Genomic DNA, 15,504 nt, shown 5'->3' with positions numbered 1-15,504 from the left:
AGCGAGTTTATGCTTTTTAGCAGATTAATTAAAAATATAATTAGTAGTTCTTAGCGAAGTGACTGCATTACTAGTGAAATATACTTTTTCTCTTTATTTTTCAACGTAATTACTTACATGTTTGATAACCATATTAATTGTTCCATCACCATTTCTTTGTATTTCAAAGCGACTATCATCATGATATGTTTCTTCATTTACATATAAATCTATATCCTTATCAATCTTGAGTCTTACTCTTTTTAATTTTTTATCTATCCATTCTTTATCAAGACTAATATTTTCACAAATTCCTTGCTGTGCTATAAACTCAACAAATTTCTCCTTATTTTCATTATTTTCAGGAAATATCTGCTGCGACAATTCTTTAACATCAATATTATCTTCTTCTCTAAGTTTTCTTTTTATAGTACTTCTAACAACTTCTGCTTCATCTGCATTTTCTGCGAAAGTATTCTGGGTGAATTTTTCAACTGCCTTTACAAAACTTTTAGTGACATCTCTTTCATTGTCAACAATCGTGCAACCTAAATAATTATTAATAAAATAGTTTGAGTCATTCTCTTGGTTCTCATTATTTGATTCCTTGGTTTTGCTCCTTTTATCAATAACCATTAAATCAAAACTATTTTCATCTCTAATTGGTTTTATAAAAGCGCATTTTTGTATCCTTTGAGAACTACCAGGTAGACCCGTAAACTGTGGCACTATATCAATTCCTAATTTTTCATCCAGAAACTCAATAGTATGAACATAGTTTTTTATATAATCCATTTTAAATATAGCAAGTACTGGACCAAACTCCGTAGTAAAAGATACTACTATTAAATCACAAGAAGGAATACTCCCCTTAGATCTCATTAAAACAAACATTTGTTTTGCTAGTTCCTTTGAAACAGCGAGTATGTTATTCTCACCATTTAAATATTCTTGAGATAAATCTTTTACTATATTTGACTCAGGAGAAAATACCCCATATTTTAAGTCTTCATCTTTTAAGCATTTTTGAATATGTTTAAGTATAAAATTATATTTTTCCTCATCTAAATCTAATGCATATTCGTTCAAGATAGGTTCATCTGCATTGTTATCTAAAACATGAATAATAGCCTCATTTATATTAACTTCTTTTATATACTCCAAAAAAACACCACCTTAATAATTATCTAAGGCACATGAAAATAATTCACAAGTTAAATCATCTCCTGAGGGACTGTAACATCTCTCAAGAGATGATTTAACAGTTCTGAAAGAGATGAGTTTACTTATTTGAATGTGCTTAACTATTATACTATGTATTTATGATTATAACAAAGTCATATATTGCTATCAAAATTGATAATTTTAATGAATTATTAATGTTACTTTATTTAACTTATGATATAATCACAATTAATGGTTAATTAATTTATTGATCATTATATACCCTAAAGTATCAAGGAGGATTATTTTGAAAGAAATAGAGCTTAGAATTATAGACATTGATGTTAAGAAAATTCGCGAAAAATTATTAAGTTTAAATTGCATAAAAGTAAAACAAGAAGATCAAATAAATAATATTTATGATTTCTCGGATAAAAGACTACTACTCGGTAAAGGCTATGCAAGAATACGTACAGTTAAAGATAATTTAAAAAATTCAACTATTCACTATATCACCACAAAAAAACTTATAAGCCAAGAAAAATATAAAATTATGGATGAGCATGAATCTGAAATTAAAGATGAAATTGCAGCGAGGGGAATATTTGAAGCCTTAGGCCTCGAGCTTATGCAGTCTATTAAAAAATATAGAGAAAGCTATAAATATAAAAATACTCTTATAGAAATCGACATAAATGAGAAGGATTTTTGTCCTTTTCCTTATATAGAAATTGAAAGTGCATCAGAACCTGAGATTGAAGAAGTTGTAAGATTACTTGGTTACAGTTTAGAAGATACTACCTCTAAAAGCATTTATGAAATATTAAAAGCCAAAAAATCAATGGAAAAGCTATAATGTTTGGATATGTAACTCCATGTAAAATGGAAATGAAGATAAAAGACTACGAGATATTCAAAGCTTATTATTGTGGTCTATGTAATTCCATAAAAAATGATTTTGGTAATCTTCCAAGACTTACTCTAAATTTTGACATGACATTTTTAGCAGTACTTTTGGATTCCTTATCAGAAAGTAAATATAATTTCGTTAAATTTAAATGTTTAATACACCCATTAAAAAAAAGACTTATGATAAATAATAATAAAGCTTTAGATTACGCTGCTTTTTGCAATGTTACATTAGCTTATTATAAGCTAATGGATGATGTCCAAGATAATAAAACAATGAAGAGCAGAATTTATTCGATATTTTTAAAAACCTATTTACCAAAGGCAGAATTATCATATACTGATGTAATGGAGTATACAAAAGACAAACTATTACTTCTAAACACTCTAGAGGCAAATCATAATGATATAGGTATAGATGAATTATCACATGTCTTTGCTGATCTTACAGGTTTTATAATATCGTTTTATTATAAAGAATCCTCTTTTAAAGATGATTTATACTGGCTTGGGTATAATTTAGGCAAATGGATATATATTATAGATGCTTATGATGATTTAGAAAAGGATATAAAAAGTAATTCTTTCAATGCTATAAATTCATTACTTAATACAGACAATCTGGATTTTAAAAGTTTTTCTCTATTAATTAAACCAAGAATTGATTTTATATTAGCTACATGTGCCTCTTTATGTTTAAAACATTTGAATAATTTGCCTTTAATTAAAAATGAAGATATATTATGTAATATACTAGAACTAGGACTCATGGAAAAGATGGATAAAGTATTTACGAATGAAACTATTGATAATTTAAAAGGAGTGGAAGATAAAAATGGCAAATCCCTATGAAGTACTTGGTGTAAAAGAAGGAACCTCTAAAGAAGATATTAAAAAAGCTTATAGAGAACTAGCAAAAAAGTATCATCCTGATCAATATGGTAACAATCCATTAAAAGATTTGGCTGAAGTTAAAATGAGAGAATTAAATGAAGCTTATGATACACTTATGAAAGGCAATGGATCTTCTAATAATAACAGTTCTTCTAACAATTATAGTTCCAATAATAGTTCTTCTAATAATGGTTCAAGTTCAAATAATGACTACAATAATAACAATATATATCAATCTATAAGAATGGATATAAATAGTGGGAACATCCCCTCTGCTGAGCAAAAATTAGGCTCCATGAACACAAAAACTGCTGAGTGGAATTTTTTAATGGGAACAGTTCACCTAAAAAAAGGTTGGCATGATAGTGCTTATACTTTTATTAATCGCGCCTGCACTCAAGAACCTAATAATGTTGAATACAGACAAAGTTTTAATCAACTAAATAATCAATCTTCAAATTATAGAAATAACTATTATGGTAGGACAAATAACAATTCCGGCGGTATGGGTAACATGTGCCTTAACCTCTGGTGCGCAGATACCATTTGTGAATGTTTCGGCGGAGATCTTATTTCGTGTTGCTAAGTCTATTAATTTAGGAGATGATTTTATGAAATCTAACCATATTGCTAAAGGTGGAATATTCGCAGCACTTAGTTTGATATTACTATATATATCTTCCGTTATACCTACAAACAGATTATCTGTACTATGTATAGCTTCTTGCATTATTCCTCTTTCCATTATGCTTACTGGAGTAAAGAATACTGTTGTAGTCTACGGTGCTGTTTCCTTACTTAGTTTATTTATTATACCATCAAAGCTTATAGGCCTGAGCTATATATTGATTTTTGGTTCCTATGGTTTTGTAAAATATTATGTAGAAAAGCTAAGAAATATTCCTATAGAAATTATACTAAAGTTATTGTATTTTAATATAACCTCCGGTATAATCGTATTTATATATAAAATGTTGTTCCTAAAAATCCCAAATATAAATATAAATGTTTATCTGCTCCTTATTATTGTGGAGGTTGGCTTTGTAGTCTATGATTATGCACTTACTGCTTTTATTTCTTATGCTAATAAAAACCTCTTAAAGAAATTCAAATAAAAATACCATAAGTACTTATGAACTTATGGTATTGACACAAAATTTTATTTAAATTATAATGGATAATAATCTAGCAATAAACAAACACTAATATAATAAATAGCTTTATTAGGAGTATTAGTATTTATATCATTTTTTAGAGAGCTGCTGTTAGCTGTAAAGCAGTAATGATAAAATATGAACTTACCTATGACTTACATTGTAAGTAAAAGCCTACTTGTAAAAACAAGTACGGTTAAAACCGTTATATTTGCAAGTGAGGTGTAAAACCTAACTAGAGTGGTACCGCGGAATATTACTTTCGTCTCTTTTTTGAGATGGAAGTTTTTTTTATTTTATAATTATACATATTTTTACACTAAGCCATGAGAATCTATATATATAAAATAATTAATCATATTTAAGATTAAAAGATTACAAGGAGGAATATTAATGGCAAAATATAATACAGGCATAGATGAAAAATGGCAACAAAAATGGGAAGACACAGATCTATACAAATTTGATGAGAATAATATTGAAAGAAAATTATATGTACTTGAAATGTTCTCTTACCCATCTGGAAGCCAATTACATGCTGGACATTGGTTTAACTATGGCCCCGTAGATACTTGGGCTAGAATGAAAAGAATGCAAGGATATAATGTATTTCAACCAATGGGTTTTGACGCTTTTGGGCTACCTGCCGAAAACTACGCAATAAAAACAGGTGTTCATCCAAAAGATTCTACTGAGCAAAATATTATTAATATGAAAAAACAATTAAAAGCTATGGGAGCTATGTTTAATTGGGATCACGAAGTTGTAACTTGTAGACCTGATTATTATAAGTGGACTCAATGGTTATTCTTAAAATTATTCGAGAAAGGCCTTGCTTATAGAAAAAAAGCCCCAGTAAATTGGTGCCCTAGTTGTAATACAGTTCTTGCAAATGAACAAGTACTCGCAGATGGTTCTTGCGAGAGATGTGGCACTGAAGTTACTAAAAAGAATTTAACTCAGTGGTTTTTAAAAATTACTGACTACGCTGAAGAACTACTAGAAATGCTTGACACTTTAGATTGGCCAGAAAAAACTAAAGCAATGCAAAGGCATTGGATAGGTAAATCTACTGGTGCCGATGTTACTTTTAAGGTATCAGATTCTGATGTAGACTTTAGTGTATTTACAACAAGGGTAGACACTCTATATGGAGTTTCATATGTAGTTATAGCCCCTGAAAATGATCTTGTTGACATTCTTACTAAAGATGAATACAAGGATTCTGTTGAATCTTATAAATATGATGCCAGGAAACAAACCGATATAGAAAGGCAGTCTATTACAAGAGATAAAACCGGTGTATTTACAGGTTCTTATGCTATAAATCCTATAAATGGACGCAAAGTTCCTATTTGGATTGCAGACTACGTTCTAAACACTTATGGAACTGGTTGCGTTATGGCTGTTCCAGCTCATGATGATAGAGATTTTGCCTTTGCTACTAAATACAATTTACCTATTGAAAGAGTAATTGTTGGTTTTAAAAGCAAGAATGAAGACGATGAAAAACTTCCTTATACTGAACATGGTAAAATTATAAATAGTGAAGAATTTAATGGTTTATCTACAAATGATGCAAAAGAAGCAATCGTTAAGAAATTGGAAACCATGAACTTAGGTTCCGGTAAAGTAAACTTTAGACTTCGTGATTGGTTAGTTTCAAGGCAACGATACTGGGGCTCACCTATTCCAATAATTCACTGTGACAAATGTGGAACTGTTCCTGTACCTGAGGCTCAGCTACCAGTAGAGTTACCTTATGATGTAGAATTTACACCAAACGGAGAATCACCTTTAGCTAAATGTGAGGAGTTTATTAATGTAACTTGTCCTGTTTGCGGAGGCCCGGCTCATAGAGAAGCTGATACCTTAGATACATTCGTTTGTTCTTCTTTCTATTATTTAAGATATGCAGATAATAAAAATAGTGAAAAGGCTTTTGATACAGACTTAATAAACAAAATGTTACCTGTAGACAAGTATGTAGGAGGTCCTGAACATGCATGTATGCATCTACTATATGCAAGGTTTATCACAAAAGCTCTTCGAGATATGGGATATTTAAACTTTGATGAACCATTCTTATCTCTTACTCACCAAGGTTTAATACTCGGAGAAGATGGACTAAAGATGAGTAAATCCAAAGGGAACACAATCTCACCAGACAAGTACATAAAAGAATTTGGAGCAGATGTGTTTAGAATGTACCTAATGTTTGGTTTTGGCTATACTGAGGGTGGTGCTTGGAGTGATGATGGTATAAAAGCTATATCAAGATTTGTTGATAGAATAGAAAGAGCTGTAGACACCGGAAGTGACGAAATTTTAAAAAGAACCAATAGCGTAACTTCTATTGGTGTTAATGAGAAAGAATTAAACTATTGGAGAAATTTCGCAATAAAAGGCATTACCGAAGATACTGAGAAACTTCAATTTAATACTTCAATTGCAAGACTTATGGAACTTACAAATGCTGTATCAAAATATGTTAATTACGAAACCATAAACAGTAAATTCTTAAAAGAAGTGCTTATAGATTATATTAAACTTTTAGCTCCCTTTGCTCCTCACTTTTCAGAAGAGAAGTGGGAAACATTAGGCATGGATTACTCTGTATTTAATCAAAGCTGGCCTATCTTTGATGAGAATGCTCTTATTAAAGACGAAGTAGAGATCGCCATTCAAATAAATGGCAAGATTAAATCTAGAATAACTATAGCTCAAGGTTTAGGTGAAGAAAGTATAAAACAAGCCGCTTTAAATGATGAAACATTCATTGCTGCCCTTGAAGGTAAAACTGTGCGCAAGGTTATTGTAATCAAAGGAAGACTAGTTAATATAGTAGTTTCTTAAAAAAAGGGGAGTAGAACATTTCATTTAAAATGTTCTACTCCCCTTTTGATTATGCCTTATACATGTCTAAAGTTTTTTGAGTTGCACGAAGTAAACTACTAAGTTCAAAAACCTCTCCTTCTTCTAATAACTTGTTTATTTGTTCCCTATACCTAGTTGCATCCATTAATTTTCCAAGAGATGACAACATAAGTATATTATTCATTATATCCGATACCAAATTAGATTTTACCTCAAACAATTTTTGCGCATCCTTAATTTCATCTTTAATTTCTAGCATTTGTTCATCTAGTTGAAAAGCAGCGTCTGCAGCATTTTTAAGTTTTTTTCTTATATACTCTGGAATATCATGCTTATATTTATAATTTAGAGAATGCTCAACCGTAGCCCAAAAATTCATTGCAAGTGTTCTGATTTGGAATTCTGCAAGTATTTCAGTTTGACCACCAGCTAAGTTCACAGGATACTTTATAATCATATGATAACTTCTATATCCACTACCTTTTACATTTGCAACATAATCTTTTTCATAAACTATCTTCATATCACGTCGCTTGCGAATTAAATTTACCACCTTATCAATATCATCAACAAATTGGCACATTATTCTTATTCCAGCTATATCCTCCATCTCAAATTCAATTCTGTCCAAAGGAATAGAGAATTTGTTAGCTTTCTCAAGGATACTAGATATCTCTTTTACTCTCCCTGTAACAAATTCTATAGGTGAGTAGTCATTTTTACGTCTATATTCTCTTCTTATACTTCTGAACTTTACTTTTAACTCCTCCACACCCTGTTCATAAGGGATTAGAAATCTTTTCCACTCTCTTATTGCCATATTCTCAGTCCTTTACATAATATTTCATTTTCTTTCTTTTAAGGTTTATAATTAACATATCAGCTTTTTATGGTTACGTTTTACATTAATATTATATTTATATTAATTTTCTGTTATAATTAATTTACTACTAAATTACTATAATAGCAATTTATTAAGTAAAATATAGTAAGTTATATAACTAATCATACCACATTAAATCTAACTTTGAGGTGATTAAATGGATAAAAATATATTTTCCGGTCTAGAGAATATGGGATTTGATAATATTGACCATATTAACATATATAACAAAGAAACTGAAGTCGTAAAGGAAAACAAGGAAAACAAGGAAAAATCTTTTTTATATAATAAAGAAGTTACCTGTCCTGTTTGTAACCACGTATTCAAGGCTGCAACAGTAAAATCTTCTGCTTATAGAATGATAAAAAAAGACAGTGATTTTTTTATTAGGTACTCATTAATTAATCCTTATTTCTATGATGTATGGCTTTGTAATTCCTGTGGATATGCAGCTATGAAAACAGATTTCTATACTATACGAAGTATAGAAATAGATCAAGTCCAAAAATCTATATCAACCAAGTGGCACGGACGAATGTACCCAGAAGTTTACGATGTTCATGTTGCTATTGAAAGATATAAGTTATCTCTTTTAAATTATGTTATAACAAATGCGAAATCTAGTAAGAAAGCAATAAATTGCATGAAGCTTGCCTGGATGTACAGGCTACTAGATACGCAGGCCTCTAAAGAAATCGAACTAGTATTTTTAAGCCAAGCTCTAGAAGGCCTTAGTGATGCATACTACGCCGAAGCATTCCCCATATATGGCATGGATAAATACAGTGCTATGTACCTTATTGGAGAATTAAATAGACGCCTTGGGCATACAGAAGATTCTTTAGTTTGGTTTAGCAATGTGATAACTACCCCTAATGTTAAGCAAAATTTAAAAGAACTTGCAAGAGACATGAAAGACCTAATCAAAGAAGAAGCTGCTGCGTTACTCGCTGATACTGATAATTCAAATAAATCTTCTACAGAAAACTTTGAGCCATTAGAAAATACCAAAAAATCTAGTTTTTTTTCCAAATTATTTAAATAATAATAATAATAATAATAAGGCACATAAAAATAAACAAGAAGTCAGTATACTCACATTTTAAAACGTGATTATTTGACCTGTTATTTATCTTTATGTGCCTCTTACTATTTAATAAGTTATCCACATAAATAAATTTATCACTATTAATTATACACATTGCATTAACTTATATTTTATTCTAATATTTTTAAAGGATCAAAATCTAAGTAGTCACAAGACGTCACTATATAATCAACGCCCTCTATATTTCCTTCATATAACCTATTTAAAGATGGCCCATGCAAGTGACCATAAATTACTTTTGAAACATTATATTCTTTTACTATACTAATAAGTTCAGTTTCCTCAAACTTATCAGTAGTAGGTGGATAGTGAAGCATTACAATAAATTTCTTATATCCACTTTTAACCGCTGCATCTAATGAAATTCTAAGTCTTATTAACTCTCTATTATATATCTTTTCATCATGAATAGAAAATTGTTTTGACCCCGGACAATTCCAGCCCCGCGTTCCACATATAGCAACATCATTATAGTTGAAAAAATTGTTTTGAATAAAATTCATATCTTCATAGAGAGCATTAAGCTTCGTTATACCACTCCACCAATAATCATGATTCCCTTTGATAAGTATTTTTCTTCCTGGGAGCTTATGAATCCAATCTAAATCATCCATACCCTCAGACATATGCATGGACCACGAAATATCTCCTGCAATTAGTACCGTATCCTCTGGTGAAATTTTGTTAATCCAATTTTTTTTTATTTTCACATGATGATTACTCCATTTATCTCCAAATATATCCATAGGTTTATCCGAATTGATAGCTAAATGAAGATCTGATATTGCCCACAACGCCATAATACACCTCCTAATTAACTACACTATATTCTTTTTTAAGTTCTAATTTTTTTTCATTAATGCATCTATATCCATAACATAAGCAATGACCTTTGCTATTGCATCATATAATTCTACAGGTATTTCCGATCCTATATCAACATTTGAGAGCAAATTCGCTAATTCTTCATTTTGTACTATGGCAACCTTGCTCTCCTCTGCTGTTCTAACAATTTCATCTGCAATATAACCTATTCCAGCTGCCGTTACTATAGGAGCATCATATCCATTTTCATATTTTATTGCAGTAGCTTTTTTTATCTTTTTCATTTTAACACACCTCATATGCTAATCGTCTTAAACACCTAATTATATTATACCTTTATATTGATAGCATTAAAACTTCTATCATTAAAAAATTCCCCACACTCTGCTAAAGTAAATTCGTTAATCTTATTATTTACATTAATGCTAACTCTATAACTTAGTCCAGATAAATCCTTAACTAACTTTTCCTTGCTAATATCCAAAACTTTAACAAAAAATTCATCACAATTAATATCTATATTCATACTACTATTACTAATTTTAATATATGCATCAACTGTTCCCATATTTATTGTTTTTATACTGGTAGCAATCTTTACATTTGTACTATCAATCTTTTTGCCTTTATTTCTATCATCTTTAATGATTAATTTAAGTTTATACTCATCATTTTTAACATTTATAGGCAAATCCAAATAATAATACTGCTGAGAAATAGAATTAAATATTTTTATATCGTTAAGTTTTTGATTAAAAATATCCATAACCTTCTCATAAGTCTCTGGTTTAAGATTAAGCTTATTTTGAATAATATCCTTAACTATATCTTTAATCTCACCTGTCTTTAATTTGATTTGATCCTTAATAAGAATATCTGTAGTTGTTTTTGCTATCTCTTTTTCCACGTTATCTATAACTTTTTTATCTATCTCTGAAAAATTCAATTCTTTTTTTATCATATTTATAATTTCGTTAAGTGAATTGTTTTTACCATAGCCATTAACCTTAGTATTTGTAGAACTTTTATTATCTATTTTGCCATCACTAACAGTAGCTTTATCCAACTTGTTTAAAGGAATCTCTCTATTTTGCTTTATAGCCTCTAAATTTTTACTGCTAGGCTCAATTTTTTGTGTGTTTAATTTTTCCTCTAGATTGTCTATAATTTTAGTACTACTATCTGAACTTATTTCTATATTTTCCATTTTTAAAATTTTGTCCACCAAAGTTTTAATTTCTACTTTATTAAAACTTTCATTATTTAATTTTAAACCTTTGCTTGATCCCAAATCTTTATCTTGCTGTAAATTTTCAACTTGTTCAAAATTTCCGCCTAATCCTAAGCTTTTATTCGGTTCTAAACTTCCATCCGATCCTAAACTTCCAATAGTAGAACTTGATACTATATGATTTATACCTAAATTTTTAAGTTCTTTATTTATTAGACTAACTACTTCTTTAAAATTATTATCAGATTTACTATCTAAAAATATTTCACTTGGGTTTAATTTTTTCTCTAAATTGCCTATAAGTTTAGTACTAGTATCTGGGCTTATTTTTATATTATCCATTTTTAAAATTTTGTCCACCAAAGTTTTAATTTCGCTTTTATTCAAACTTTCATTTTGTAATTTTAAATTCTTGCTTGGTTCCAAGTTTTTATCTTGCTGTAAATTTTCACCTTGTCCCAACTTTTCACCTGATTCTAAACTTTCAATAATAGAACTTGAAACGGTATGATTTATACCTAAATTTTTAAGTTCTTTATTTATTAGACTAACTACTTCTTTAAAATTATTATTATCAAACTTATTATCTATAAATGATCTCTCTGTACTAGTTTTTTCATTATTTTTAGCCATTGTAATAACATTCTGATTCTGATTTTGACTTACTGCTGAAGGCTTAATCGACCCTTGTATATCTTTATTTTCTCCACTGCTAAATAGATAGTTGTCAATTTCTTTTAAATTGTTATATATAGCTGAATCGCCCTTAAATAACTTTATAAAGCTTTCAAGATTTTCTTTAGTAAATCCAATATTATTTTCTTTAAATAATAATATCTCATCAACATTTAGGTTCTTTAAAACTACAAAAAAATCTTTTAAAACTTTTGTTATTTCATTTGCTTTAGCACTATTTGGATCAATGTTTCTACTTTCAATATATTTAGTTATAAAAGCATCCTCTTTTTCCCCATTCAAAAATATTTTCCCTTTGAAATCAACTAAATTTTTTATATCAGTTATATTATCCTTAGTTAGAGGCATATCATGTTTTATCATTTTTTCAAAAAGTAAAGCATCTGTTTTGTCATTACTTAATAATTTTCCACTATGATTGTCTTTTAAAATGTCATTTTCTACATTTTTACTATCCTCATATACTAGCTTTATTTTAAGCTTTCCCTCTTCGAATCCTTCTACTTCAAAATTCAACACATTACCGCTAGTCCCTTGTTCTAGTGGCTTATCTAGCTTCGCCACAAATTGCCATCCATCTAATAGTTTTAAATTAACTTCTCCTTTTTGCTGGTCTACACTTACTATTCTTGCATTGAATTTCTCTCCAGCTTCAAATGATATTTTACTAAAAGCTTTTTTAGCTAAAGGGTTTTGCAAAATTGGATTATTACTAATTATCGCCATAAGCCACCTCCCATTTGTTTAAGTTACTAATATTTAAAAAATCATCAATATTTTATTATCGTATATAAACCATTTTTTTGAAGGGGATATCAATAATTTTCTATAAATATTAAATTTCCCATTAAATCATCTCCTGGGTCGCTACAACAGCTTCGAAAAAGATGCATTAACAACTTCAGAAGGAAATTTATATTCCCACCTATAGAAGTGAGAGACTTTCCTTCTGAAATGTTGTTAAAATCAAAAGACAAAGCTAAAATATAAATTTTAACTTTGCCTTTTAGAATATTTTATTCAATGACCAATGAGTAATATTTTTTCTTTCCTTTTTTAATAAGTACTTTACCATCTTTGAAATCAGTATCTACTAGAGTTTCATTTTTATCTTCGATCCTCTTATCATTGATAGTTAATCCACCTTGTTCTATTAGCCTTCTAGCTTCTGCTTTTGAAGGTAATACTTTTGTGTAGACTAATATATCCATCAATCCAGTACCTAACATGCTTCCTGGGATAGATACAGTCGGCACGCTACTCATATCAACTCCAGCACCAAACAATGCTTGTGCTGCACTTTGAGCCTTCATAGCTTCTTCTTCTCCATGAATAAGTTTTGTAACCTCAAAAGCTAAAACTTTTTTAGCCTCATTAATTTCTTCACCCTTTAAAGCGCATAGCCTCCTGATTTCGTCCATTGGTACAAAAGTAAGTAAGGATAAACATTTCTCTACAACTGAATCTTCTACATTTCTCCAGTATTGGTAAAAATCATGTGGAGATGTTTTATCTGCATCAAGCCATAAAGCGCCATTTTCCGTTTTCCCCATTTTCTTGCCTTCACTATTTGTTAATAATGCACAAGTTATTCCATAAGAAGCTTTACTTTCCTTTTTTCTTATCAGTTCCATGCCAGCAATAATGTTGGACCATTGATCGTCTCCACCTAATTGCATAGTGCATCCGTATTTCTGATTTAACATTAAAAAATCATATCCTTGCATAAGCATATAGTTAAATTCAAGGAAAGATAAACCCTTTTCTAATCTCTGTTTATAACACTCAGCAGCTAACATCCTGTTTACTGTAAAATGTACTCCTATATCTCTTATAAATTCTACATAATTTAAGTTTAATAACCAGTTTGCATTGTTTTCAAGTATTGCTTTGTCATCCTTAAACTCTATAAGTCTTGAAAGCTGAGTTTTTATGCAACTTATATTATGATCAATTTCTTCCTTTGAAAGCATTTTTCTCATATCTGTTTTACCAGATGGGTCACCTATCATCGCAGTTCCTCCACCAACTAATGCTATAGGTCTATGCCCTGCCCTTTGCATATGTGCCATAAACATCATAGTAACAAAATGACCAACATGTAGGCTATCCGCTGTTGGATCAAATCCTATATAAAATGTTACCTTTTCTTTTCCTAATATTTTCTTTATTTCATCCTCGTGAGTAAGTTGCTTTAAATATCCTCGTTCTAAAAGTGTATCATATACATTTTCCATGATTTGTTCCTCCTTATTTTAATTCTACTTATTTTTAGGGATAAAAAAAACGCCCCTATGAAAGGGACGAAATAATTTCCGTGGTACCACCCAAATTGATTTAACAATCCGCTTTTTCCTTATAACGTAAGGTCAACCCGTCTCAGCTTAATCTAAAAATAACTTTATTTCAGCTTAAAGCTCCAGAATGTAATTCACCATATTCCTTAACTAGTTTACACCTACCACTAGCTCTCTTAATAATTCCTATGGTTACTTTTTTCTTTCATAGCTTTACATATTTTTTTAACTTATATCTATTTAACCATTTATTACGTTTATTTTCAACTATTTTCTCCGTATATATTAAATGTATATTTAATATATAGACATTATTAAAGATAAGCTCAAATAAAATGCTTAAGTCCTGGGAAAATAGACTTAAATGTATTATCATCTTTTGAATCCACAAATATTACTTTACCATACTTAATAAAATCCTTTTTCATTCGTGCAAATCCTTTTCCCGATTTTATAAATCTTTTTTTGTCATCTAAAGCTATTAGCTTATCATATATCCACATGTTTCTTTTTAAGTAATTATGGGTATTAACTTCAGCTGAAAATAATAGATTACCAGGACTAATTACACTTACACTATTGTAATTTACTACTATTTCAATTTCCTTATAAAATATAGTATAATCCCTATAAAGTATTGCATTCTTTACGGCTTCATGAACTGCACTTATAGGATAATTTGATGGAAATATCTTTTTTAAAATTTCTTCTACTCTATCTAACATATCTAATAAATTTCCTTGCACAAGTATGACCTCATCAAATTTATCGTTTACCTTATTTATTATCTTTATCATATTATGAGGTAAATAAATGCTATTTATTGAGGAAAATACCAATAATCCACCCAGGGTAACTACCCTTTTATTATAATCTCTTTCTATAAAAGTTATCCCTGCATTGTCCATAAATTCTAACCTATTATCGTTACTTACTAAGATGCCTTTATTTTCAAAATACTTATTGATGATATTGAAATTCAAACTATTAATATCACTATTCATAATAGGCATAGTCTCAATATTAAGATTAAAATTTTCTTGTAAACAGGAAATTAGTTCTTCTTTCCTCATTGTATCTGTTGTTGACCCTCGTCTTATGTAAAACGCCTCATTTTCCCTTAATTGATAAGGTTTCTGACCACCATCATATATAGTTATAATTGCCAGGTTTTTGCTTTGATATACTATAAAATCTATGGATACTGGAATAGGTGGTTCACATCTTGAACTAATTATTTGTTGAATTTGTTCTTCTTTAAATTCTTTGGCATCAATACCTATAATTCTTTTTGTTTTATCCTCTACCCCAATTATTATATATCCACGTCCTCCACGAGAATTTGCTATAGCAGATACATCTTTAGCTAATTCTTTTTTACCACTTTCTATTAATATATCAATTTTTTGCTTATAATCTAGTTTTGTGCCCTCATCCCTCTTTAACAAGATACTAATTCTTTTTAAATCCATATATCCCACCCCAAA

The 15,504-nt window shown here is 29.5% G+C and carries 13 protein-coding genes and 2 other annotated features; of the genes, 6 read left to right on the top strand and 7 right to left on the bottom strand.

The window, feature by feature from the left end; all coding sequences use genetic code 11:
• Positions 1–93: 93 nt before the first annotated feature.
• Complete coding sequence (locus KPL54_RS00950; RefSeq protein WP_216103818.1) at positions 94–1,143, bottom strand: nucleoid-associated protein; 1,050 nt, start codon at positions 1,141–1,143, stop codon at positions 94–96.
• A 307-nt stretch (positions 1,144–1,450) separates the two neighbouring features.
• Between KPL54_RS00950 and KPL54_RS00945 the strand changes: the two genes are divergently transcribed.
• From KPL54_RS00945 to leuS, 5 genes are all read left to right on the top strand, one after another.
• On the top strand, positions 1,451–1,999 hold the full coding sequence (locus KPL54_RS00945; protein WP_216103817.1) for a class IV adenylate cyclase: 549 nt from the start codon (positions 1,451–1,453) through the stop codon (positions 1,997–1,999).
• Positions 1,999–2,904, top strand: a complete 906-nt coding sequence (locus tag KPL54_RS00940; RefSeq protein WP_216103816.1) for a DUF5685 family protein — start codon at positions 1,999–2,001, stop codon at positions 2,902–2,904. The genes KPL54_RS00945 and KPL54_RS00940 overlap by 1 nt, the downstream gene beginning before the upstream one ends.
• A complete protein-coding gene (locus tag KPL54_RS00935) occupies positions 2,888–3,532 on the top strand; it encodes a J domain-containing protein (protein ID WP_216103815.1) in 645 nt (214 codons plus the stop codon). Before KPL54_RS00940 ends, KPL54_RS00935 begins: the two co-directional genes overlap by 17 nt.
• A gap of 25 nt (positions 3,533–3,557) precedes the next feature.
• Positions 3,558–4,061, top strand: a complete 504-nt coding sequence (locus KPL54_RS00930) for a hypothetical protein (RefSeq protein ID WP_216103814.1) — start codon at positions 3,558–3,560, stop codon at positions 4,059–4,061.
• 95 nt (positions 4,062–4,156) lie between these two features.
• Positions 4,157–4,373, top strand: a binding site (T-box leader).
• A 120-nt stretch (positions 4,374–4,493) separates the two neighbouring features.
• Positions 4,494–6,956 carry a leucine--tRNA ligase gene (gene leuS / locus KPL54_RS00925; RefSeq protein ID WP_216103813.1) on the top strand — a complete coding sequence of 821 codons (2,463 nt, stop codon included), beginning with the start codon at positions 4,494–4,496 and terminating at the stop codon, positions 6,954–6,956.
• Positions 6,957–7,005: 49 nt separating this feature from the next.
• Here leuS and KPL54_RS00920 read toward each other — a convergent pair whose 3' ends face one another.
• Complete coding sequence (locus tag KPL54_RS00920; protein ID WP_216103812.1) at positions 7,006–7,797, bottom strand: GTP pyrophosphokinase; 792 nt, start codon at positions 7,795–7,797, stop codon at positions 7,006–7,008.
• A gap of 220 nt (positions 7,798–8,017) precedes the next feature.
• Here KPL54_RS00920 and KPL54_RS00915 point away from each other — a divergent pair, with 220 nt between their 5' ends.
• Positions 8,018–8,905, top strand: coding sequence for a DUF2225 domain-containing protein (locus tag KPL54_RS00915; protein WP_216103811.1), 888 nt, complete (start codon positions 8,018–8,020; stop codon positions 8,903–8,905).
• A 173-nt stretch (positions 8,906–9,078) separates the two neighbouring features.
• On the opposite strand, the gene KPL54_RS00910 is transcribed toward KPL54_RS00915, so the two are convergent.
• The 5 genes from KPL54_RS00910 to KPL54_RS00890 all read right to left on the bottom strand — a co-directional run bounded on the left by KPL54_RS00910 (position 9,079) and on the right by KPL54_RS00890 (position 15,489).
• A complete protein-coding gene (locus tag KPL54_RS00910; protein WP_216103810.1) occupies positions 9,079–9,768 on the bottom strand; it encodes a metallophosphoesterase in 690 nt (229 codons plus the stop codon).
• A gap of 42 nt (positions 9,769–9,810) precedes the next feature.
• Positions 9,811–10,077 carry an EscU/YscU/HrcU family type III secretion system export apparatus switch protein gene (locus KPL54_RS00905; RefSeq protein WP_216103809.1) on the bottom strand — a complete coding sequence of 89 codons (267 nt, stop codon included), beginning with the start codon at positions 10,075–10,077 and terminating at the stop codon, positions 9,811–9,813.
• Positions 10,078–10,121: 44 nt separating this feature from the next.
• The gene (locus KPL54_RS00900; protein WP_216103808.1) at positions 10,122–12,446 is read right to left on the bottom strand and encodes a hypothetical protein; all 2,325 of its coding nucleotides are present in this window, start codon (positions 12,444–12,446) and stop codon (positions 10,122–10,124) included.
• Between the two features lie 290 nt (positions 12,447–12,736).
• The gene (gene tyrS, locus KPL54_RS00895; protein ID WP_216103807.1) at positions 12,737–13,957 is read right to left on the bottom strand and encodes a tyrosine--tRNA ligase; all 1,221 of its coding nucleotides are present in this window, start codon (positions 13,955–13,957) and stop codon (positions 12,737–12,739) included.
• A gap of 59 nt (positions 13,958–14,016) precedes the next feature.
• Positions 14,017–14,235, bottom strand: a binding site (T-box leader).
• 108 nt (positions 14,236–14,343) lie between these two features.
• The gene (locus tag KPL54_RS00890; protein ID WP_216103806.1) at positions 14,344–15,489 is read right to left on the bottom strand and encodes an AlbA family DNA-binding domain-containing protein; all 1,146 of its coding nucleotides are present in this window, start codon (positions 15,487–15,489) and stop codon (positions 14,344–14,346) included.
• Positions 15,490–15,504 lie beyond the last annotated feature (15 nt).

This window comes from Clostridium estertheticum (assembly GCF_018861295.1).
In the GTDB taxonomy this organism is placed as follows: Bacteria; Bacillota; Clostridia; order Clostridiales; family Clostridiaceae; genus Clostridium_AD; species Clostridium_AD estertheticum_D.
Note: the sequence above shows the minus strand (reverse complement) of the source record. Positions and strands in the feature narration are given on the sequence as shown.